Genomic DNA, 23253 nt, shown 5'->3' with positions numbered 1-23253 from the left:
ACCTCCAATACTATCTTTGCCCTGCTGAAGAATAGTTACTAAACGTAACTTAAAATTGAAATTATACTTCTGATTTTTTCTCATAAAAATGCCCCAAATAAGTGTCTAACTTTTTGGGGCATGTCCAGCACTGGAGCCTTTTTTATTACATCGGTACATAGACCACATATTTTGTATCAAAGAAATCTTCTTTAAAGTACAAACTTAAAGGGTGTAATTCGGCTTTCAACCTAGATTCTTTAATCTCTTCTTTTAGTTCTCCACCTTTTAGGTACAGAATGCCATTAGGAATTGCATTTTTATCTTTTTTCTCGAATTTGTTGCGTATCCAAGGTGTAAAGTCTCCAAGTCTTGTCACTGCACGTGAAACCACAAAGTCATACTTGTAGTCTAGTTGTTCTGCGCGAATGTGATCAGCCTCTACATTAGTCAAACCAATAGCTGCTGCGACCTCACGTACGACTTTGATTTTTTTACCAATCGAATCTACCAAATGAAATTGCACCTCAGGAAACATGATTGCCAATGGAATGCCTGGAAACCCTCCACCTGTACCAACGTCCAAAATGCGTGTGCCAGGTGTAAGTTCAGTTACAAATTTGGCAATGCCTAAGGAGTGCAGGACATGTTTCAAATATAGACTTTCAATGTCTTTGCGAGAAATCACATTGATTTGGTCATTCCAAAAGGGATAAACCTCTGCTAATTTGCTAAATTGCTCTTTTTGTTTTTCCGTAAGACGTGGAAAATAGTTGAAAATAATATCTACAGTTGAATTCACGATTCCTTGTGTTTTAAATTGTAATGGAAAGAAATAATGCTGATAAATCAGATTATTTCCAAGATTTTTGTTTCTTTTTGCGGTTAAATAAACCGTTTAGACAAATGTAAAAATAGTAAAAGACATCCAAAATGAGCAACCATACTAATAAGTCTTTGACTGCAAGTTTCTTATAGATGGATGAGAATACTATCATTTGGCAAATGTAACGCAAGAAAAATATCCCTACGCCGATATACCATAATGATGGATAGCACGCTATACATACGATGAGCAACACATAAAATAAAAATGCAGTAATTAACTGTGTACCCAACATGCGCTGGTGTGATTTTTTATAAAGCACAGACGCTCCAGCGTGTCTCGCTTTTTGTTTGTAATAACTTTTCCACGTTTCTTTAGGATTTGAATATACTTGCGCGTCAGGATGAATAGCGATGTTTACATTGTGTCGTGTTGCATTATGATTTACAAATAAATCATCATCCCCTGATTTGATATGCATATGTGCATTAAAGCCTTTTCCTTTGAAAAACAAGGATTTCAAATACGAGAGATTGCGTCCGACCCCCATGTATGCATCTCGTTTAAGTGCATAAGAAAGATAGCTCATTGCTGTATGTGCAGTCTCAAAACGAATCAATTTATTGAGAAAACCGGATTGTTTGAAGTAAGGGGAATAGCCTAACACAATTTCTTTTCCTTCGGAATATGCACCAGCTATTTCTTTTAACCATTGATTACTTTGCGGTTGACAATCTGCATCTGTCATAATCAGTACTTCGTTTTTGGCCGCTTTAATTCCCAGGGTAAGGGCAAATTTTTTAGAATTTTTCAGTTTTATGTGTTCTTTAATATCGACCACATATAAGTGAGGATATTGACGTTTGAAATCTTCCAAAATCCATTTACTTTCATCCGTTGAGAAGTCATTGACTACAATCACTTCAAAATTAGGATAATCTTGTTCCAAGATACTTGGAAGAAATTGTTTCAGATTTTCTTGTTCATTGTTTGCACAAATAATAACCGAAACAGGCTTCAGCTCTGTAGAATCCTGATATGATTTTACTCTATACAAAGAAAGTTTGCTGTAGACAAATAGAATAAAATACAATTGTATAAGCAGAAGTATCCCTAAAATGCTGTAGAGCACATAAGGTATTTGTATAATCGTGTCTAAATCAATATGCATAATGAAGACTCAAAGATAGAATGATATTTTCTAAAATTATCAGAAAACAGTTAAGAATTGCTAATAAAATCCAGCGAATGAGGTAGGCTCAATATTTTATAGTATTTTTGCACCTGATTTTTACTAAGTATATGAAATTTACGCTTCAAGCTCAAGATAAACTTTCCAGTGCACGTGCAGGGGTATTAGAGACAGCTCATGGAAATATAGAAACACCTATCTTTATGCCAGTAGGGACTGCTGGGACAGTGAAAGCTGTGCATCAACATGAATTGGTTAATGATATTCAAGCGCAAATTATCCTAGGTAATACCTATCATTTGTATTTGAGACCGGGATTGGATGTATTGCAAAAGGCAGGTGGATTGCACAAATTCAATGGGTGGGATAAGCCGATTTTGACGGATTCTGGAGGTTATCAGGTTTATTCGTTGACAGAGGTCCGTAAAATTCGTGAAGAGGGAGTTACTTTCCGTTCGCACGTGGATGGTTCGAAACATTTGTTTACTCCAGAAAATGTAATGGATACGCAACGTATTATCGGTGCAGATATCATTATGGCATTTGACGAGTGTACGCCATATCCATGTGATTACAATTACGCACGCCGTTCATTGGATATGACTCACCGTTGGTTAAAACGTTGTTGTGACCGTTTTGACAGTACACAACCATTATATGGTTATGACCAAACTTTATTTCCAATTGTTCAAGGTTCTGTTTATAAAGATTTACGTGCCAAATCAGCTGAAGTTATAGCCTCTTTTGAACGTGAGGGTAATGCCATTGGTGGATTGTCTGTAGGTGAGCCTGCTGAGGAGATGTATGCAATGACTGAAGTGGTAACGAATATTCTTCCAAAAGAAAAACCACGTTATTTGATGGGGGTAGGTACACCAATCAACATTCTGGAAAATATTGCATTAGGTATTGATATGTTTGACTGTGTGATGCCAACGCGTAACGCGCGTAATGGTATGCTATTTACTCAAAATGGTATTATTAATATCAAAAATGAGAAATGGAAAGATGATTTCTCACCAATAGAAGCTGAAAGTGATTTGATGATGGATCAAATATACAACAAAGCTTATTTGAGACACTTGATCAGATCGCAAGAGATTTTGGGAGCACAGATAGCTTCTTTACACAATCTGCATTTCTATCTGTGGTTGGTTAAGCAGGCGAGAGAGAAAATTGTGGAAGGTACTTTCTACGATTGGAAAGAAAAAATGGTGAAAATATTGGGCCAACGTCTGTAAACATTTTTACTTTTCATTTTTTACTGTTTACTTTGAGACAATGAATATCATAGATCGCTATATCTTCAAGAAGTACATGACTACATTCGTGTTTACGGTAGCCATTTTTATTGTTGTGATAGTGATTTTTGATATTTCGGAAAAGTTAGATGACTTCCTGAAAAACAAAGCTTCTTTTGTTGATGTATTGTTCAAATACTATGCTTTGGGATCGGTACCATTTTTCTTAAATATGTTGACGCCATTGATCAACTTTATTGCGGTGATTTTCTTCACCTCAAAAATGGCGGATCAAACAGAGATTGTGCCTATTCTGAATGGTGGTATGAGCTTTAATAGGATGCTAAGGCCATATTTATATGGAGCATCTATTATTACCATTTTTACGTTAGTTTCTAACCTTTGGATTTTACCAGAAACCAATCGGATTAAGGTAAATTTTGAAAACGTATACGTCAGACCGCATAAGGTTAGTACTAATAAGTCTTCTACACATATGCAAATCGATAGTAATACCTATGTATATATCGATAATTTTGATACTAAAACTTCAACTGGTTATAACTTTGTGTTAGAAAAATTTGATGGGCTGGAAATGACTGAAAAGCTAATGTCTGAGCGTGTTGTGTGGGATTCTACCATTAATAAGTGGCGTATAGAGAATTATACAAACCGTATTATAACAGGTCTGAAGGAGAAGATGGACAAGGGTGATAAACGTGATACTACATTGGATATGCGTCCACGTGACTTTGAAGTATACGAAAATGTCTTTACGGCAATGACCACTAAAGAGCTGAACGAGCGTATTACGAAAGAGGAAACTCGTGGTACTGGGATGATGACAGATCTTTTGTTAGAGAAATATAAAAGATGGGTAACACCTTTTGCGGCACTAATTCTTACGTTAATGGGAGTAGCATTATCCTCTAAAAAAGTACGTGGAGGTATAGGGTTGAGTTTGGGGATTGGTATAGGATTGAGTTTTACTTTTTTGGTTTTGAATCAATTTACGACTATGTTTTCACTCAAAGCTGGTTTCCCTCCATTATTAGCTGTGATTACGCCGAGTTTGTTATTTTTAGTTTTAGCAATTATTCTGCTCAGAAAAGCTCCAAAATAATTTATCTATGATTTTTTTTACACGTCATCGTAATTTGTTTATCTTACATTTTACGGTGTTAATCTGGGGATTTACGGGTGTCCTTGGGTCTCTAATTTCTACTCCTGCACTTCAATTGGTTTGGTATCGTGTGTTGATAGCAGCATTGACTTTGATAGGCTATCATTTTATCATGCGCAAGGAGATGCTTGTTCCTACAAAGGATATTCTAAAATTCATGGGTGTAGGTTTGCTAGTTGGATTGCATTGGGTACTATTTTTTCAAGCCATAAAGGTTTCTACAGTTTCAGTAACACTCGTTACACTTTCGTCTTTGACATTATTTACATCAATTTTAGAGCCTTTATTCTATAGGAGAAAAATGTCGATCGGTGATATACTTGTTGGTGTAGTTATAATATTCGGCATATATTTAATTTTCAAGTTTGAATTTAAATACTGGCTAGGTATTAGTTTGGGCTTGGGAGCGGCATTATGCGCGAGTGTGTTTTCTATTTTGAATGGACAAATGGTACAGAAAACTAGTCCGAGCATAATCACACAATATGAAATGATAGGTGCTTTCATAGGCGTCTCATTAGTCCTTCTTTTTACCGGTCAATTTGACGAGAATATGCTCTTGTCAAGTAGTGATTTCTTTTATTTATTTGTACTGGGTAGTATCTGTACAGCATTAGCATATGTTTTGGGAGTTGCGGTAATGAAAGAATTAAGTGCCTTTACGGTAGCGTTAGTTACAAATCTCGAACCAGTGTATGGAATTGTTTTGGCATTTTTCTTTATTGGCAGTACAGAAAAGATGAGTGTAGGTTTTTATGCAGGAGCCATTATAATCTTAGGTGCTGTTTTTGTATATCCAACTTTGAAGACAAAACTTTTAAACTTGAAAGCTGCAGCATAACTAAATAAAAAGATCCAAGCAATTTTGCTTGGATCTTTTTATTTAGTTTCTTCTTCAGTATCTGCTATTTGATCTGGCTCATCGCCACATATTTCAGCGAGATTGACTTGCTTTTCATTTTTAAGTTCATGTGTTTCTTTGTCATACATACCGTTCAATTCATCTACAATCGTCTCTTTCCATAGGGGAGTGCCCGTAAAATAAGCAGCTCTTCCAATCATATGTGCAGCAATAGGAGAGGTGATAATCAAGAAAAACGTAATCGCTATGGCTTTGGTACTGACAGAAATGTCAGGAAAAATGATCGCAGCACATAATAAAAGTAACCCTACGCCAAGCGTAGCGGCCTTGACAGTCACAGATAACCTTAGGTAAAAATCAGGCATTCGTAATATGCCTAACGAAGCAAAAAATATCGAAAAAGCACCGATAGTACTTAGTATGCCAATTAAAATATCAATCATCTTCTCTTTTTTCTATATAAAATGAAAAGGCAACAGTGCCCAAAAATGCAATTAGTGCCAACATTATAGCTACATCCAACAAGACTTTCTGATTAGAACGAATAGTGAAAATCGTAATAATTCCAATACCTATAGTGATTATAAGGTCTAGAGCTATAACACGATCTACTACCTTAGGCCCTTTTATTAGTCTGATAAAGACTAAGATAACCGAAATAGTTAGTATCGGAAGTATGAAATAATCAAAATATGTTTCTAGTGTCATCGTATTGCCTCCAATAATCTTCGTTCTAACCCTGTTTTCATTTCATGTACAAATTTTTCTGGATTATCTAAGTACATGACATGAATATACATTGTCCTTTTATCTTCGCTAATATCAATAATAAGAGTTCCTGGTGTAAGAGAAATCATTGTTGATAATAAGTTTATTTCCGTATCTGTTTTTGCATTCAGGGGAAAACGAATAATCCCTGGACGCATGAAATATCTTGGTGTCATTACATCATAAGCTACCTGAACATTAGCTTTGATCATTTCCCAAATAAAATAGAACACAAAACTAATGATTCGCGGTACTTTATAGAAATAACTACGATCACCATCATTGCGATTCATGATCCATAAAATTCCAAACCCGAGCATAAACCCGAATACAAAATTCGTATAATACATGGAACCTGTCAACGCTACCCAAATAAATGATAGCAGTAAGTTCATTAGAAATTGCTTAATCATACTACTAATTTTGTTTTCCCAAAACTGCTTCTACATAACTTGAAGTATCTACCAATTGGTCTGAAATCTTATCGACTAACTGCACAACAACTTCAGCATTCAATCCAATAAAAATTGTTATTGCTGCCAAAAGACCAATCGGAAGGATCAATAATATCTTACGAGCTAATGGCATAGGAGCAAATTTATCTTCGGCGTCTACACCAGCTGGTACATCTTTCCAAAATACTTCTGACCACATTCTTGCGATTGCAAATAATGTCACAAAACTTCCTAATACTAAAGCTGCAACAAATGCATAATGCTCTAAGTTTAAGGATTCTTTAAACAAAAATATTTTTGGCCAAAAACCAGATAATGGTGGAATACCTACAAGCGAAAAAAGTACTAAAGCTATTAATAACGAAATCTTAGGGTATTGTCCATAAATACCACCCAAATATTTCATTTCCATTGTACCGCGCATTTGTCGAATTACCCCTGCTATCAAAAACATATTTGTCTTCACCAAAATATCATGAAACAAATAGAATATAGTCCCCATCAATGCTACCTTAGTAAACATACCTATTCCTCCAATCATAAAACCTATGTGGCATACAATGAGATACGAGAACAATCGACGTATGTTAAGCTTAATTAGTGCACCCAAGCTTCCCGTGATAATAGTCAATACTGCTAATACCATCAATAGATTGCGAGTGAATTCATCGGGAATAAATATGAGACTGAATACACGCAACATGGCATAAATACCCACTTTGGTTAGTAATCCTCCGAAAGTCGCTGCTACAGCTGATGGTGGCGTATGGTAAGAAGAAGGTAACCAATAATAAAGTGGAAAGACAGCTGATTTGATACCGAACCCTATTAAAAAGAATGTGGAAGTAATACCAATTAAAAATTGATTATTTACGAGTTTTATCTTTTGTGATAAATCAGCCATATTCAACGAGCCTGTAATACCATACAGTATGCCTATACCAGTCAAGAAAAATGTTGAAGCGAGAATATTGAGCGCCATATATTTAACAGCACCCTCTAGCTGCTGCTTCCTTCCACCTAATGTCATTAAAACAAAAGAAGAAATGATAATAACTTCAAACCAAACGTATAAATTAAATATATCTCCAGTCAGAAATGCGCCATTCAGCCCCATGACCAAAAAATGGAAAATAGGGAAATACCCATAGAGCATGCGTTGTCTATTGATTCCTGTAGAAGAGAATAATGAAACAGCTAAGCCAGCTAATGAGGTAATGAGTACCAGAGTACTACTTAATAAATCGGCTACGAAGACAATACCAAAAGGAGCTTCCCAATTAGATGCATTCAGGGTCAAGATACCATTGTCAACAACTTTGTCAAGCAATCGAATAGATACTAGCACACCTAAGAACGAACCAATACCACTAATGACACGTTGTGTAACAGTCTTTCTCCAAGCTATTAGCTGTAGAATCGCTGTAAATAAATGTATAAAAACCGGCCCTAAAATGTGGTTATCAATCATATATCTTCCTCCTCCGGTGTATTTAAATCATCCAAATCATCTGAATCAACTAATGCATATACTCGCTTTAATAAAACAATTGCAAACGCCGTTAAAGCAAAACTAATTACAATTGCAGTAAGTATTAACGCTTGTGGAATCGGGTCAGCATAATTATCTTGAAACATTTTTAATGATTCATCAATAACCGGTGGCTTTCCTTTAGTAATTCCACCTAATAAAAAAATCAAAATATTAGCACCAGTGCCCAAAAACATGATTCCTAAAAGTAGCTTTACCATACTTCTTCGAAGAATCATATAGACACCAGCGCCGTAAAGCAATCCAATCAATATGATAAGTAATAATTCCATTAGTTTTTCTCTTCTAAATTATTCAAAGAAATAGTGAATAATATGGTCAATACAACACCGACAACTACTAAATATACTCCAAGATCAAAGAATAGGGATGAGCCAATCATTCCTATAAATGGAATAGGTTCTTCAAACCAAAGACCCGTCATGGGCGGATACCCAAATAATAATGGCAATGTGATACTTAAGGCAGATATGCTTAATCCAGTAGGAATAAGTGAAAGAGGTTTTCTCTTTAAAATTTTCATCGTTTCATCAGGACCATTTGCAAAACTATGAAGCACAAATGCTATTGAAGCGACTAATCCACCAACAAACCCTCCTCCAGGATAATAATGTCCTCTTAAAAGTAAAAAGAATGAGAACAGTAATAATATAGGCAACAAATATTTAGTTGCGGATTGTAATATCGGACTTTTCATTATTCTCTTTCAGATGATTTTAAACGTAGACGAATTAAACTATACACACCTATTGCTGCAATACTCAATACTACTGTTTCAAACATGGTGTCTATTCCCCTAAAATCTACTAAGATTACATTGACTACATTTTTACCTTTAGCAAGTAGGTAAGCATTCTCCCCATAGAAATCAGATATTTCGGTAGAGATTGGTTCTGACCATACTTTGAATGCAACTAAACTTAATATAACTCCGAAACCTAATGCTACTACAGCATCTCTAATTAAAACGGTATGACTGGTTAGATTTATAAACGGAGGTAACTTATAAAGTACCAATACAAATAATACAGTACTTAACGTGTCAATTGTAAATTGGGTCATTGCTAAATCTGGGGCACTATAGATCACAAATATCAAACAGATACAATAACCAATTACACTCATTCCGACAACAGCTGTTAATCTAGAAGGTGTCGTTACCACGAGGTATATAGCGCCAATTAGGATAAATATAATAGCGATCTCATACCAGTCAGGATAAGTCAATGTCCAAAAGTCAACATTGATAGGGCCACTCAACCACAGTCTGTATGCGATCAACGCTTCAGCAAATAAAATAATTTTTAAATGGTATGAACGTAAATAACCGTTGTGAAATAAGTTGGTATACCATTGTCCGAATCGTACGATGTCATTGGCATAGCCAGTAATAATACGTTGAGGAGAGATATTATTTAATCTTTCTACAGCCTGTAATTTTGAAAGGCTAGGTTTATTAATAAAATATATTAATGATCCTACTATTAAAGTCACTAAACTCAATATGAACACAGTGTTGAATCCATGCCAAACTTTCAGATGAGAAGCTGTATCGTTACCCCATATAGCATTAGATGCAGTGTTAGTTATAAAATCGCCTGCTAATGCAGGTAGTATTCCAAATATTACACCTAGTATAGCTAATAGTAATGGTGGTATCCACATTGATTTGTAAGGAAGATGTACTTTTTCAAATTCTTGTGGTAATGTACCAACAAAGGGTTTGATACCTGCCATAAAACCAGCAGCTACTAATCCAATATTTGTAGCTACGGCCAGTCCTGTTAATATCCAAATCCACTCCGGGATAGTATAGTGTAATGTCGCTTCATAAATAAGATCTTTACCAATAAATCCAAATGTCAGAAAAGGTAGGCCTGCACTTGATAATGCAGCTAATATACCAGCTAATGCAACAGGACCTAATACTTTTCTTAATCCCGAAAGTACAGTAATATCTCTAGTATGCGTTTCGTGGTCTACGATTCCTGTGACCATGAAAAGTGTTGCTTTATATAGGGCGTGTGCTAATATGAAGACAGAGACAGCAATCATTGCTTCACGAGTCCCCAAACCTAATAAAAATGTCAAAACGCCTAACGCAGATATCGTCGAATAAGCTAAAATAGCTTTCATATCAATTCGAAATAAAGAGTGAATTGCTGCATAAAGCATTGTAATTCCACCCACAACTAGTAATGTTGTATTCCAATATGTATGATCCCCCAGTATAGGGGTAAAACGAGCAAGAAGATAAATCCCAGCTTTTACCATAGTAGCAGAGTGCAAATATGCGGAGACTGGTGTCGGCGCTTTCATTGCTCCAGGTAGCCAAAAATGGAATGGAAACTGTGCTGATTTAGTGAATGCTCCAACAAAGAGTAATCCAATTATTAATGGATAAAGCTCGTGATTGAGAATGGTTTCTCTGTGGGTAAATAATTCTGAGATCGTATATGTGTCAGCAATATTCCCTATTAACACTAATGCTAGTAACATAAAGAATCCCCCGAACCCTGTTATTCCAAGTGCAGTTAATGCACTTTTGCGTGAATCAGGGTTGTCATTGTTGAATCCGATTAAGAAAAATGAACTTATACTAGTCAATTCCCAAAACACAAACAGAAGTAAAATATTGTCTGATAAGACAACCCCCAACATTGCCGACATGAAGAGAAGGAGATAACCGAAAAATCTATCAAAATATGGATGTCCCTTCAGGTATGCCCGTCCGTAAAAGAATATGCAAGAGCCTATTCCCGTTATTAATAACGCAAATAATAAGGATAATCCATCTAAATGAAAATCAAAATTAACACCTAAAGATGGTACCCAATCTATGTGTTGTATGATAGATTTACCTTCCGAAATTTGAGGTATTTGATACGCGAAATACAAAAATAATAGAGTAGGAAGTATAGGGAGTAAAATACTCCATTTGGCTTTGAATTTCCTGCCGAATAAAACGAGAACAATAGAAAATATTAATCCTGATAATACTGTTAATAACATTTACAATTTATTATGGATTGATGAATTCCATAAAAATAATAAAAATGGACGGTTTTCAGGTGCGAAAATTGACAGTTTTATAAATTAACTACGTTTTGTTACCAATTTTTATTAATAAATGATAGAAGTTTAGGGTATGAATCTTTCAAATCATTGTCAGACAATTCATGCAAAGAATAGGGATATTCATAATATTCAGTTGGTATCGAAAGTTGTTTTAATTTAGCATTTAGGTCTTTTGAATGATCTTTGGGTACAATAGGGTCGAGTGCTCCATGAAACGATACTGTAGGTTTGCCATTTATACTATTCACAATGGAATAAGGACTATAGCCACTATATAATGACAGATCCCAAGGCTTTCCAAATAAGGGGAATAATAAATCTTCAACTGATATAAATAAACCTAAATTAAAGGAGTCGTACCACTCTTTTGAATCTAATCTAGTTGGGCCGAAATAGTTTCCTACAACTTTCACGCTTTTCGAGTCGTTATATTTGTAAGCATATAGCATAGCTAAGTGCGCTCCAGAACTAGCTCCAACGATGGCAAATTTATTTGATATTAAAAACTTAGAAGTGTTATCTTGAACAAAATTAACAGCTTTCACAACATCATTAATTTGATCTTGTAAAAAAACAGATTTTCCGTCGACCAATGAATAATTTATATTTACTATAGCTATGTTAGGATCAAGTGCTCTTATGTTTTTGATTATATAATTAAGTTCTGATTTATCTCCACTGATCCAAGCGCCGCCGTGAATTGCTATTATCGTTTTTGTATGCTCATTTCTGTTGGCAGGTAAGTATATGTCCATTTTATTCCTAGCACCAACGCCATATGAAGTGTCTTTTATCTCTTGATACACTACATTACTTATCTGAGGCGAATAATCCTCGTCTTTACAGCCTATCAGGCATAAAAATGCTAGTATTAATAAATATTGAAATTTCATCCGCTATTAGGTTTATATATTGTGGAATATAAATTTAACAAAAAAAGGGATAGAAAATCTATCCCTTTGATATTTAATAAGTCTTGTCCTATTTGCGAAGTTTTTCAGCTCCCTCAATAATTTTTTCTACTACAGTAGGATCTTGTAATGTAGAGGTATCACCTAAACTTCCCAAATCATTTTCAGCAACTTTACGCAAAATTCTACGCATGATTTTGCCAGAACGAGTTTTTGGTAAATCGCTTACGAATTGAATGATATCTGGTTTTGCTATAGCGCCAATTAGACGTGTTACAGTTTGTAAGATATCTTGACGAGTTTTGTCTGCATCGATGTGGTGATTAGCAATTACGTAAGCATAGATACCTTGACCTTTTACAGGGTGAGGGTAACCTACAATTGCAGATTCAACTACGTCAGAGTGCATATTGATTGCATTTTCCACTTCGGCTGTGCCAATACGGTGACCTGAAACATTTAATACATCATCCACACGGCCTGTGATGCGGTAGTAGCCTTCTGGACTACGGTAACAACCATCACCAGTGAAATACATATTTGCATATGTAGAGAAGTATGTTTGTTTGCAACGCTCATGATCTCCCCAAGTAGTGCGAAGCATTCCCGGCCAAGGGAATTTTATACAAAGGTTACCCGAAACATCATTCCCTTCAATCTCTTTGCCATTTTCATCCATCAAACATGGTTGAACACCTGGTAGTGGTAATAAAGCATAACCTGGTACTTCTGGTGTTACATCTGCAATAGGAGTGATCAAGTGACCTCCATTTTCCGTTTGCCACCACGTATCAGCGATTGGACATTTTCCTTTACCGATTTTGTCTTTGTACCAATGCCAAGCTTCTTCGTTGATAGGTTCACCCACTGAGCCTAATACACGTAATGAAGATAAATCTTTTGAATCTACATATTCATCACCAAAAGCCATTAAAGAACGGATTGCTGTAGGGGCAGTATAAAGAATATTCACTTTGTATTTGTCAATAATATCCCAATATCTACCTGCGTCAGGGAATGTAGGGATACCTTCAAACATTAACGAAGTAGCGCCCTGTGATAATGGTCCGTATACGATGTAGCTATGTCCTGTAATCCAGCCGATGTCAGCAGTACAGAAATAAACTTCACCAGGTTGGTATTGGAAAGTATTTGCAAAAGTGTATCCTGTGTAAACCATGTACCCCGCAGTTGTATGTACAACACCTTTTGGTTTGCCTGTAGAGCCTGATGTATAAAGGATAAATAAGGTGTCTTCAGCATCCATTTCTTCTGCTGGACAAGCTGGGTTTCCTTGTGTTTCCACTTTCTTAATTTCATCTTCCCACCAGACATCACGACCTTTTAACATCGAAATAGGTGTACGAGAGCGAGTCAATACAATTACTTTATCGACAGACTTACATTGCATCAATGCATCGTCAACAATAGTTTTTAATTCTAAAACTTTATTTCCACGGAAACCACCATCTGCCGTGATAACCAATTTACATTCTGCATCATTGATACGATCAGCAATAGACTGCGCAGAAAAACCTCCAAAAACAACAGAGTGAATAGCGCCGATACGAGCACAGGCTAATACAGCTATAACCAATTCAGGTACCATCGGTAAATAAATACATACACGGTCACCTTTTTTGATGTTATTGTTTTTTAATACATTCGCAAATTGCTCAACTTTTGTTAAAAGTTGTTTGTATGTCAAGATACGGTGTGATTCAGATGGGTCATTTGGTTCCCAAATAATCGCCGGTGTATCTCCATTTTTATAAATATGTCTGTCTAGGCAGTTTTCTGTGATGTTTAATTTACCTCCCTCGAACCATTTGATATCGGGCTCGGTAAAGTTCCAATTTAAGACATTCGTCCATTTTCTTTTCCAAAAGAAATTGCTAGCGACATCACCCCAAAATTCCTCTGGATTTTCGACACTTCTCTTATAAGCATCCTGATACTCCTCAAAAGTTTTAATTTGAAAACTCATCTTTCTTTCTGTTAAATTTTCTATAGGTTTATACTTTATTATACTTAGTTATCCGATTCAGACAATCATTTATTCAATGATGTAAAACGTCTGATTTAGAGACTAATTTAATTTTTTTTGCCATTAAAAGCGAACAAAGGATGTATATAATTGATAATTATCTGTGTCAAAGTGAATAAATTTTTGTCATGAAATCACTAATAAAGGTTTGGAAGATTTTAGTGTTCACGAATATTTTAATAGCAATAGGGGCGGGTGCTCAAGTGCTTTTGAGCTATGCTGTTTTTCAGATTCCTTACAATATTTACATAGTTCAAGTTGAGTTTTGTGCTACGTTGTTGTTGTACAATTTGAGTATATGGATGTCTAAACCTAAAGATTATACAAAATCACCTTACGAGCGCACAAGATGGGTATTTGATCATATGTCAATATTTTGGACAATAAGTCTTTTAGCATTAACTCTTCTTTTATTTGCACTTACACAGATAAGTCTTCAAACCTTGATTTACTTCGGTTTTATTGGGGTTATAAGTTTAGCTTATGTTTTACCAATTTTGAACTTTAAAGGAGAAAGGAAAAGTTTTAGACACTTACCATATATTAAGGTCTTTCATATAGCCTTAATTTGGTCTTTGAGCACAGTAGGATTGGTGTATATTGAAAGTGGAAATACTTTGCAGGATTTAAATTATGGAAGCTTATTGTATCTTTTGCTATGCAAATTCTTGTTTATAATACTAATCACGTTGCCATTTGATTTGCGGGATATGAAACAAGATTCATATTATCATCTCAAGACTGTTTCAATCGCATTGGGGGAGCGTAAAACGAAGGTGTTATGTTATCTTTTGTTAATGGCACATATTATCCTAGTGCTATTTATGCAAACACTTGGATCAATTAAAATCGGTTTAATTTTATGTGATATTTTGGTTCTTTTATTATTTAACTTCAAAATATTTAAAGAGCGGAATAGCTTTCTTAATGTTTATTTACTGGATTTGATGTTAGTTATGCAATATTTAATCTGTGTGGTTTGTATTCAGATCGTTGATAATTTTATCCGCTAAAATATCCGAAAGTTTGAAATAGCTTTCAAAAGTCCAACCTGCCACATGTGGAGTCAAGATAACATTGTCTCTGGAGATTAAATCTTTATACCAATCTTGCTGACCTAAAGCCGGAAATTTCTCCACCGGTAATACGTCAAATGCAGCACCTAATATTTTGCCAGCATCTAATGCTTTTAAAACCGCAGGAACTCGAACGATTCCACCTCGTGCCCCCATTAAGAAAAAAATAGGTTTTCGGAAGTGATATAAATATTCTTCATCGACCAAACCTTTGGTTTCACGTGTCAACGGAATATGAAAACTCAAAACATCTGCTTGTTTGACAACTTCTTCCATAGAAACTTCCGAAGCATATTGGTCAGAAAAACCTGTTCTGTATTTGTCGTAGGCAATCACTTTGACATCAAAACCAGAAAGCTTTTTAGCCATTGCTTGCCCATTATGTCCATAACCAATCAAAGCAACCGTTCTTCCTTTTAGTTCGTATCCACGATTTTCTTCACGCTTCCATAGACCACTATGAATTTCAGCATTTGCACGATTCAAGTTGTTCATGAGACTCAATAGCATTCCAATCATATGCTCGCCTACAGCATCGCAGTTTCCTTCGTTTGCAGGAAATAGTCTTATACCTTTTGCGATGGCATAATCCTCATCAATATTGTCCATACCAGCTCCCGAACGTCCAATCAGATGCAGATTAGGCGCTAAATCTATGAAGTTTTGGTCGACTTGAAATTTAGAACGAATAATTAAGCCAGAATATGCTGAAATAATTTTTTCAGCGTCTTCTCTGTTTATATTAGGCTGATAATTGTACGCGATTCCAGCCTTATCAAACTTTTCTAAAAGAATTTCGTGTATATCGTCAACAATAAGAATTTTCATGTGCTATTATTTTCCAATTTTCATAAAATCCACAGACAAAAGTTGTGTTAATCCCGATTGTGCAATTTTGGTAGGAAGTAATTTCATAATGGTATTTCTGAAAGATACCAAAAAAGGATTGTCCCATTGCGAAATCTCTCCAATACGTTTGGAAGTGTCTGTGATGTATTTCGTGCGTTTCAAACGTCTTTTTTCAAAATTACGAAATGCATCTTGGACTGAGTTTACCCCTTTTAATTCATCCATCAGTACAGCAATGTCTTCTAACGCTTGGCATGCGCCTTGTCCAAGATTTGGCGTGGTAGCGTGTCCCGCATCACCTAGCAATAAAACATTTCCATACGCTAAATGCGAGAGCGGCTTAATATCTATAATGTCATTCCAAATCAAATCTTCATTTCGGGTTTCAGTTAGGATAGTTGGAATCGGGTCATGGTAATGTTGAAAATGTTGGGATAAATCTTTTACTGTGTAATTTTTAAATGTATGGTTATTGGCTTTACTATTGACACAAGCGTACCAATATATGCGGTTGCCTACCAACGGAGTCATCCCAAATCTTCCCTTTACGCCCCACGTTTCTGACCCTTTATCCAGCTGAATACTGCTGTTGTCAATAGTAGCGCGCCAACATGTATATCCTGAATAACGCGGTGTGCTACTTGGTAGTAATTGTTGCCGCAAAGGAGATTTTACACCATCTGCAATAAGTAAATATTTACACTTTATGGTACTTCCATCATCAAAACAAACCGTGATAGTGTCAGCGCTTTGTTCGAATTGAATTGCTTTTTTCCCTAATGTTACCTTCTCGATTGGTAATTGATTTAGCAGATAAAAATGCAAATCAGCTCGATGAATAGTAAAGTTAGCTTGATTGTATTGTTGCGAAAGTTTCTTGGTATCTGGTGCTAATAAGATATTGCCACGCTGGTCAAGAATATTGAAAGAATTTGTATAAAATCCAATCTTTTCCACACCCTCTTTTAATCCCAATATGTCCAAAGCCTGCATAGCGTTGGCTGCTAATCCAAATCCAGCACCAATTCCTTTTAAGACCTTGGCTTGCTCGAAAACCATGAATTCGCGTCCCAATTGACGGAGCCCAATTGCAGCAGTTAATCCCGCTACACCACCGCCAATTATCGCAAATTCAGTGTCTATATGCATGTTATTTAGCGTCTGTTATCTCATTCGTTAGGGTTACAAAATCTTGTACAGTCAAGCGCTCTGCTCTCAATTCGTACAAAGGATTGTCACTCATTTTGTCTTTTGGGATGACACCTGCAAGGGAATTTCGTAATGTTTTGCGTCTTTGATTAAAACCAGCTTTTACTACTTTCCAAAATAAACCTTCATCACAGCCCAAATCTGTAATGCTATTTCGTGTCATGCGCATGACGCCTGAGAGAACTTTAGGAGGAGGATTGAATGCGCCAGCTTTTACTGTAAAAAGATATTCTACATCATAATAGGCTTGCAAGAAAACAGAAAGAATACCATACTCCTTACTTCCAGGTTTGGCTACACAACGTTCTGCTACTTCTTTTTGAAACATACCCGCCATCTGCACAACGCGGTCTCTTTCTTCCAAGATTTTAAATAAGATTTGCGAGGAAATATTGTACGGATAATTGCCAATTACCGCCATCCTTTCTCCAAAGTATTGGCTGAAATCCAGCTTTAGAAAATCACCATGAATCAATCGATCTCCCAGTTCAGGATATTTATCAGCTAAATATTCTATGGATTCGTCGTCAACGTCAATTAGATAGGTTTCGTATTTTTCTTTTTGCAACAAAAAATCTGATAATACACCCATACCAGGGCCTACTTCTAATACTTGGGTGAACCCCAACGAAGTATCTAATGCATCAGCAATACGCTGAGCTGCATTTTTATCATTCAAAAAATGTTGTCCTAAATGTTTTTTTGCACGTACGTTACCCATATTCTCTTCTAAGCTTCAAAATTAAAAAGTAAATATGACATTGATGCAAAAAGATTTCGCTAATTCTAAAACTGGATACTTATGAATCAATTTTTAAATAGCTGTATCTTTCTTATTTTTTTGCTATTTTTGGTTTGAATAACGCTAAAAACGATGAGTGAAAAATTAAAAGTAGGTATTAGTATTGGGGATATAAACGGAATAGGTTTAGAGGTGATTATTAAATCTCTTTTGGATAATCGTGTTTTAGATTTTTTTACCCCTATTGTGTACGGTAATACTAAAAATGCTTCATTTCATCGTAAAGCCAATAATATCAATGATTTTAGCTTCAATGTCATCAATGATGTTGAACAAGCGAATCCAAAGCGTCCTAATCTAATTAACTGTTGGCAAGAAGATGTTAAAATTACTTTAGGTGAGGAAAATGAAATTGGTGGTAAATATGCCTTCATTTCATTAGAAAGAGCAGTTGAAGATTTGACTGCTGGCAAAATAGATGCCTTAGTTACTGCGCCTATTAACAAACATAATATTCAAAGTGAAAATTTTAATTTTCCAGGACATACCGAATATTTACAAAGTAAAACGAATTCGGATGATGTATTGATGTTTATGGTTTGTGATGAATTGAAAATTGGTGTTGCAACTGGCCATGTTCCATTGAATGAGGTAGCAAGTCTTATTACTGAAGAGTCTATTTTGAAGAAATTGCGCTTGATGAATAATTCTTTGAAAGCTGATTTTTGGATTCAGAAACCAAAAATTGCTGTTTTGGGATTAAATCCACATGCCGGCGATAATGGAGTCATTGGATCAGAAGATGATACAATTATTGCACCTACATTAGAAAAAGCAAATGAAGAGGGGATTTTCTGTTTTGGACCATATCCAGCAGATGGCTTTTTCGCCGGAGATGCTTATAAAAAATTTGATGGGGTATTAGCTATGTATCACGATCAAGGCTTAATTCCTTTCAAGCATATCGCAAGTCGTAAAGGTGTAAATTATACAGCAGGCTTACCTGTTGTACGAACATCACCAGATCATGGTACTGGATATGATATTGCAGGTCAAAATTTGGCATCCCATGAATCATTTTTGGAAGCAATTTTTACGGCTGTTCATATTGTGAAAAACCGTCGTGAACAAGCTGAATTGTCCGAAAATCCTTTAGCATTCCGTAAACTTTCAAAAGATAGAGATTAGTCAAATAGGGATATTACCATATATTTTTGACTTATTTTTCTTTTTAATTGAGTATTTTTGCCAACTAATTAGGTCGGTGAGGCCTATATGTGTGCTATGACTGAAGATTTACAACATCCTATATTTTCTATTATCAAAGATTTGGCCGACAAGACAGGTACAGAAGTGTACGTGATTGGTGGCTATGTGCGGGATCGGATAATGAATCGTCCTTTCAAAAATGATGTAGATATATTGGTAATAGGTTCAGGTATAGATTTTGCAACGAAATTGGGCGAACATTTGCATACAAAAGTTGCCGTGTATAAGTCTTTTGGTACGGCGATGTTAGTATATGATGGTTTGGATGTAGAATTCGTGGGAGCACGTAAGGAGTCTTATCGTCGTGACTCGCGTAAGCCGATCGTGGAAGATGGTACATTAGAGGATGACCAAAATCGTCGTGATTTCACAATTAATGCGATGGCCTATTCGTTGAATACCGTTACTTATGGACAATTATTAGACCCTTTTAATGGTTTAGTAGATATTGAAAATAAAACCATCCGTACACCATTAGAGCCGCAAGAAACATTTTCTGATGACCCACTTCGCATGATGCGTGCTATTCGTTTTGCAACACAATTGAATTTCAAGATTGATGTCCAAGCTTTGGAAGCAATTGTAGAGACAAAAGAACGCATACAAATTATTTCCAAAGAGCGTATTACAGATGAAATGAATAAAATTATTTTGTCTAAAAAACCGTCGATTGGATTTAAATATTTGTTTGATACAGGTTTACTTCATTTGGTTTTTCCTGCTATGGCGAATTTATATGGTGTAGATTATGTAGATGGCAAAGGTCACAAAGACAACTTTTACCATACCCTAGAGGTTTTGGATAATGTGGCTGAAATGTCGGACGATTTGTGGTTGCGTTGGGCAGCTATAATGCATGATATTGCTAAGCCAGCAACGAAGCGTTTTGATAAAAGAATCGGTTGGACATTTCATGGACATGAAGACAAAGGAGCACGTATGGTTCCTAAATTGTTTGCTGATATGAAATTGCCTTTGAATGAGAAGATGAAATTCGTTCAGAAGTTAGTGCAATTGCATTTGCGACCAATTGTTTTGGCACAAGATATCGTTACAGACTCTGCTGTTCGACGTCTGCTTTTTGAAGCGGGTGATGATATTGACGCTTTGATGTTGTTGTGTCATGCCGATGTGACTACCAAAAATGAATTCAAGAAAAAGAAATACCGTGACAATTTTGAGTTAGTAAAACAAAAACTCAAAGATGTTGAAGAGCGCGATCACCTGCGCAATTGGCAACCTCCAGTGACGGGCGAAGATATCATGCATGTCTTTGGCTTAGGACCAAGTAGACAGGTGGGGGTTATCAAAAATGCAATTCGAGAAGCTATTTTAGATGGTGAGATCCCCAATGAAAAAATAGCAGCTTATGAATTCATGTTACATAAAGCAAAAGAGCTAAATTTAGATCCAAAGCAAATATTGTCTTTAGAGACAACAAAATAATTTATAATTTTATAGTTAGAAACTAAGCTTCACTTAGTCGATATAATTAGATATGGCAGTTTACAGATTTAGAGTTACATTCGAAGATTATGAAGATGTATATCGTGATATCGATATGCCTTCAAAGGGTACTTTTTTAGAGTTACATCAAGAAGTTCATAAAACAACAGGATATCATCAAGATGTCCCGTCCTCATTTTATGTGAGTAATGATCAATGGAAAAAAGGTACAGAAATAGCACATCTTCCGAATCCGCGTAAGAAAGATACAGGAGTATTAATCATGGAAGATGTTCGTTTAAGTAAGTTTATTGATGATCCACATCAAAAATTTTACTATATCTATAATTTTGATAGACCTTACGATTTTCATGTGGAGTTAGTGAAAATCATGAAAGAAGAAGATGGTAAAGAGTATCCCTCTTTATTCAAATCTGTAGGTTTAGCTCCAAAAATGGCGGCAGCAGCTAATTTTCCAGTGGCAACAGATTTGGATGATGATGACGATGATCTGATTGAAGAGTCTTCAACTGAAGAATATGGTGTAGATGAGGAAGATGATTATGATTTGATGGATGGTGATGAAGAAGAAGGAGAAGAAAAGCAAGAATTCGGTTCAGGCGAAGACAACTATTAATTAATGTCTTCACAAGTAAAACATAAAAAAACGTTGGTCGTAGTGGTTGGTCCTACAGCAGTAGGTAAAACAGCTACGGCTATTTTATTAGCACAACATTTCGATACTGAAATTATTTCGGCTGACTCCCGTCAGTTTTATCGTGAGATGACTATAGGTACTGCTAAGCCAGATACACAGGAATTAGCTGCAGCCCCTCATCATTTTATTAACTCTCATTCTATTCAAGAGGAATATTCAGCGGGTGATTTTGAGCGCGATGCAATGAAATTATTGGATGAATTGTTTTTGGCTAAAGATGTGGTTATCATGGTTGGCGGCTCAGGATTATTCGTTCGAGCAGTCTGCGAGGGGTTGGATGATTTGCCTAAGGCTACTGAGGGAATACGAGAGGCATTAAACAAATCTTTCGAGGAAACTGGTTTAGAACCATTGAAGCAAAGGTTAAAAGATATTGATCCTGCTTATTATGCTATTGCAGATATTGATAATCCTCAACGTGTAATTCGTGCCTTAGAAGTATACGAAGCTACGGGTAATCCCATGTCTTTCTATCAAAAGAAAGATTTATCTAAAAGACCATTTGATATTGTAACTATTGGTCTGAATATGGACAGAGATAAACTATACGAACGTATTAACCTTCGTGTGGATAAGATGATCGGAGCAGGATTATTAGACGAAGTAAAATCTTTAGCAGCTTATCGTCACAAACCAGCGATGCTTACTGTTGGTTATTCTGAGGTGTTCGATTATTTTGATGGTAAACTTACCTTTGAAGAAGCTATTGACAAAATCAAACAAAATTCTCGCCGTTACGCCAAGCGTCAAATTACTTGGTTCAAAAAATATGGTAATACCACTTGGTTTCAGCCTAATGATATTGATGCAATAATTAGCTTCACGAAAGCGACTTTATTGTAACTAACAGCGTTCTCTTGTAGAATAAAATTTACTCCCTTATAGTTTGTGGACAATTCCTATTTAGATTGGTTTAGAATTTGATATTTGATTATTAATCTAAATAATATAAATATGAAATTATTACAAATTGAATCAACGATTCCTGATGCATCGCAATTCATGGATAGTGGCCAGATCTGGGTTATGAAAATTAAAGATATGGCATTGGATTATGTACCAAAGATTTTGGGTGCTATTTTAGTTTATCTTATCGGAAGTTGGATTATCAGTCGTATTGCGAATGTAGCTCGAGCAGTTATGTTGCGCAAAAAATTTGATGTATCTCTACAGACTTTTTTAGGCTCCCTAATTAAAGTTTCATTGACTATTATGATGTTCCTAGCAATTGTAGGAATGTTGGGTGTAAATATTACTAGCTTCGCGGCACTTTTAGCCGGTGCGGGTCTTGCCATTGGTGCAGCGTTGAATGGCTCATTGGGTAATCTTGCAGGAGGTGTGATGTTGATGATATTCAAACCATTTAAGGTAGGGGATATTATCGAGGCACAGGGAGTATCGGGAGTTGTGACGGAGATTGGTATTTTTTGTACTACTATTCTTTCTCCAGAGAATAAAACTATTATTCTGCCTAATGGTTCTTTGTCAACAGGAGTTATTACCAATTTTAATACGCATGGCAATCTACGTGTGGACCTAAAAATGGGGATAGCATTGACTACTGATATAGATAGAGCTAGGGTAGTAGCTACGCAAGCTATGCTTAGCCATTCAAAAGTATTACAGTCTCCGGCTCCAGAGGTAAGTGTTCTAGAGGTTGGAAACGGAATGACAACATTGGCAATCCGTCCATATACGACACAAGCTGATTACTGGGATGTCTATTTTGGTGTACAAGAGTTAGTAAAAAAGGCATTTGACAAAGAAGATATTGACGGGCCAGTTCCTACTCAAATTGTTATTAACAAAACGAACAATTAGTTTAATTGAAAGGAGTCTTTGTTCGGTTC

The 23253-nt window shown here is 35.8% G+C and carries 23 protein-coding genes; 9 read left to right on the top strand and 14 right to left on the bottom strand.

What is annotated here, in order from left to right:
• Nucleotides 1-145 precede the first annotated feature (145 nt).
• The gene (gene rsmG / locus IPZ78_RS15080) at nt 146-781 is read right to left on the bottom strand and encodes a 16S rRNA (guanine(527)-N(7))-methyltransferase RsmG (RefSeq protein ID WP_225554820.1); all 636 of its coding nucleotides are present in this window, start codon (nt 779-781) and stop codon (nt 146-148) included.
• 52 nt (nt 782-833) lie between these two features.
• Entirely contained in the window at nt 834-1976 is a 1143-nt protein-coding gene (locus tag IPZ78_RS15075) for a glycosyltransferase (RefSeq protein WP_225554819.1), read from the bottom strand.
• Nucleotides 1977-2107: 131 nt separating this feature from the next.
• On the opposite strand from IPZ78_RS15075, the gene tgt reads away from it, so the two are divergent.
• The 3 genes from tgt to IPZ78_RS15060 are packed head-to-tail and all read left to right on the top strand — an operon-like array spanning nt 2108 to nt 5262.
• Complete coding sequence (gene tgt, locus IPZ78_RS15070; RefSeq protein WP_225554818.1) at nt 2108-3238, top strand: tRNA guanosine(34) transglycosylase Tgt; 1131 nt, start codon at nt 2108-2110, stop codon at nt 3236-3238.
• A gap of 40 nt (nt 3239-3278) precedes the next feature.
• Nucleotides 3279-4361 (top strand): LptF/LptG family permease, encoded by a 1083-nt coding sequence (locus IPZ78_RS15065; RefSeq protein ID WP_225554817.1) that lies wholly within the window; start codon nt 3279-3281, stop codon nt 4359-4361.
• Nucleotides 4362-4368: 7 nt separating this feature from the next.
• Entirely contained in the window at nt 4369-5262 is an 894-nt protein-coding gene (locus IPZ78_RS15060; RefSeq protein WP_225554816.1) for a DMT family transporter, read from the top strand.
• A 38-nt stretch (nt 5263-5300) separates the two neighbouring features.
• Here IPZ78_RS15060 and mnhG read toward each other — a convergent pair whose 3' ends face one another.
• The 9 genes from mnhG to acs form a co-directional block, all read right to left on the bottom strand.
• Entirely contained in the window at nt 5301-5726 is a 426-nt protein-coding gene (mnhG, locus tag IPZ78_RS15055; RefSeq protein WP_225554815.1) for a monovalent cation/H(+) antiporter subunit G, read from the bottom strand.
• Complete coding sequence (locus IPZ78_RS15050) at nt 5719-5991, bottom strand: monovalent cation/H+ antiporter complex subunit F (RefSeq protein WP_225554814.1); 273 nt, start codon at nt 5989-5991, stop codon at nt 5719-5721. The genes mnhG and IPZ78_RS15050 overlap by 8 nt, the downstream gene beginning before the upstream one ends.
• On the bottom strand, nt 5988-6446 hold the full coding sequence (locus IPZ78_RS15045; RefSeq protein WP_225554813.1) for a Na+/H+ antiporter subunit E: 459 nt from the start codon (nt 6444-6446) through the stop codon (nt 5988-5990). The genes IPZ78_RS15050 and IPZ78_RS15045 overlap by 4 nt, the downstream gene beginning before the upstream one ends.
• 22 nt (nt 6447-6468) lie before the next feature.
• Entirely contained in the window at nt 6469-7977 is a 1509-nt protein-coding gene (locus tag IPZ78_RS15040) for a proton-conducting transporter transmembrane domain-containing protein (protein WP_225554812.1), read from the bottom strand.
• Nucleotides 7974-8330 (bottom strand): Na+/H+ antiporter subunit C, encoded by a 357-nt coding sequence (locus IPZ78_RS15035; protein WP_225554811.1) that lies wholly within the window; start codon nt 8328-8330, stop codon nt 7974-7976. The genes IPZ78_RS15040 and IPZ78_RS15035 overlap by 4 nt, the downstream gene beginning before the upstream one ends.
• Nucleotides 8330-8755 (bottom strand): Na+/H+ antiporter subunit B, encoded by a 426-nt coding sequence (locus IPZ78_RS15030; protein WP_225554810.1) that lies wholly within the window; start codon nt 8753-8755, stop codon nt 8330-8332. The genes IPZ78_RS15035 and IPZ78_RS15030 overlap by 1 nt, the downstream gene beginning before the upstream one ends.
• Nucleotides 8755-11070, bottom strand: a complete 2316-nt coding sequence (locus IPZ78_RS15025) for a putative monovalent cation/H+ antiporter subunit A (protein ID WP_225554809.1) — start codon at nt 11068-11070, stop codon at nt 8755-8757. Before IPZ78_RS15025 ends, IPZ78_RS15030 begins: the two co-directional genes overlap by 1 nt.
• A 98-nt stretch (nt 11071-11168) precedes the next feature.
• A complete protein-coding gene (locus IPZ78_RS15020; protein WP_225554808.1) occupies nt 11169-12029 on the bottom strand; it encodes an alpha/beta hydrolase in 861 nt (286 codons plus the stop codon).
• Nucleotides 12030-12117: 88 nt separating this feature from the next.
• Nucleotides 12118-14034 (bottom strand): acetate--CoA ligase, encoded by a 1917-nt coding sequence (acs, locus tag IPZ78_RS15015; protein ID WP_225554807.1) that lies wholly within the window; start codon nt 14032-14034, stop codon nt 12118-12120.
• A gap of 188 nt (nt 14035-14222) precedes the next feature.
• On the opposite strand from acs, the gene IPZ78_RS15010 reads away from it, so the two are divergent.
• Entirely contained in the window at nt 14223-15107 is an 885-nt protein-coding gene (locus tag IPZ78_RS15010; RefSeq protein ID WP_225554806.1) for a UbiA prenyltransferase family protein, read from the top strand.
• On the opposite strand, the gene IPZ78_RS15005 is transcribed toward IPZ78_RS15010, so the two are convergent.
• The 3 genes from IPZ78_RS15005 to rsmA are packed head-to-tail and all read right to left on the bottom strand — an operon-like array spanning nt 15060 to nt 17949.
• On the bottom strand, nt 15060-15998 hold the full coding sequence (locus IPZ78_RS15005; RefSeq protein ID WP_225554805.1) for an NAD(P)-dependent oxidoreductase: 939 nt from the start codon (nt 15996-15998) through the stop codon (nt 15060-15062). The genes IPZ78_RS15010 and IPZ78_RS15005 overlap by 48 nt on opposite strands.
• Nucleotides 15999-16004: 6 nt before the next feature.
• A complete protein-coding gene (locus IPZ78_RS15000; protein WP_225554804.1) occupies nt 16005-17168 on the bottom strand; it encodes an FAD-dependent monooxygenase in 1164 nt (387 codons plus the stop codon).
• Nucleotide 17169: 1 nt separating this feature from the next.
• Nucleotides 17170-17949, bottom strand: coding sequence for a 16S rRNA (adenine(1518)-N(6)/adenine(1519)-N(6))-dimethyltransferase RsmA (gene rsmA, locus IPZ78_RS14995; protein WP_225554803.1), 780 nt, complete (start codon nt 17947-17949; stop codon nt 17170-17172).
• Nucleotides 17950-18102: 153 nt separating this feature from the next.
• Here rsmA and pdxA point away from each other — a divergent pair, with 153 nt between their 5' ends.
• The 5 genes from pdxA (at nt 18103) to IPZ78_RS14970 (ending at nt 23224) form a co-directional block, all read left to right on the top strand.
• Nucleotides 18103-19158, top strand: coding sequence for a 4-hydroxythreonine-4-phosphate dehydrogenase PdxA (gene pdxA / locus IPZ78_RS14990; RefSeq protein WP_225554802.1), 1056 nt, complete (start codon nt 18103-18105; stop codon nt 19156-19158).
• Between the two features lie 96 nt (nt 19159-19254).
• On the top strand, nt 19255-20685 hold the full coding sequence (locus tag IPZ78_RS14985) for a CCA tRNA nucleotidyltransferase (protein WP_225554801.1): 1431 nt from the start codon (nt 19255-19257) through the stop codon (nt 20683-20685).
• Between the two features lie 52 nt (nt 20686-20737).
• The gene (locus tag IPZ78_RS14980; protein WP_225554800.1) at nt 20738-21322 is read left to right on the top strand and encodes a plasmid pRiA4b ORF-3 family protein; all 585 of its coding nucleotides are present in this window, start codon (nt 20738-20740) and stop codon (nt 21320-21322) included.
• A 3-nt stretch (nt 21323-21325) separates the two neighbouring features.
• Nucleotides 21326-22246, top strand: coding sequence for a tRNA (adenosine(37)-N6)-dimethylallyltransferase MiaA (miaA, locus tag IPZ78_RS14975; RefSeq protein WP_225554799.1), 921 nt, complete (start codon nt 21326-21328; stop codon nt 22244-22246).
• A gap of 111 nt (nt 22247-22357) precedes the next feature.
• Nucleotides 22358-23224 carry a mechanosensitive ion channel family protein gene (locus IPZ78_RS14970; protein WP_225554798.1) on the top strand — a complete coding sequence of 289 codons (867 nt, stop codon included), beginning with the start codon at nt 22358-22360 and terminating at the stop codon, nt 23222-23224.
• The last annotated feature ends 29 nt before the right edge of the window (nt 23225-23253 follow it).

The sequence above is a fragment of the Sphingobacterium bovistauri genome (assembly GCF_020295405.1).
Classification (GTDB): domain Bacteria; phylum Bacteroidota; class Bacteroidia; order Sphingobacteriales; family Sphingobacteriaceae; genus Sphingobacterium; species Sphingobacterium bovistauri.
This window is presented reverse-complemented; position numbering and strand designations above follow the sequence as displayed.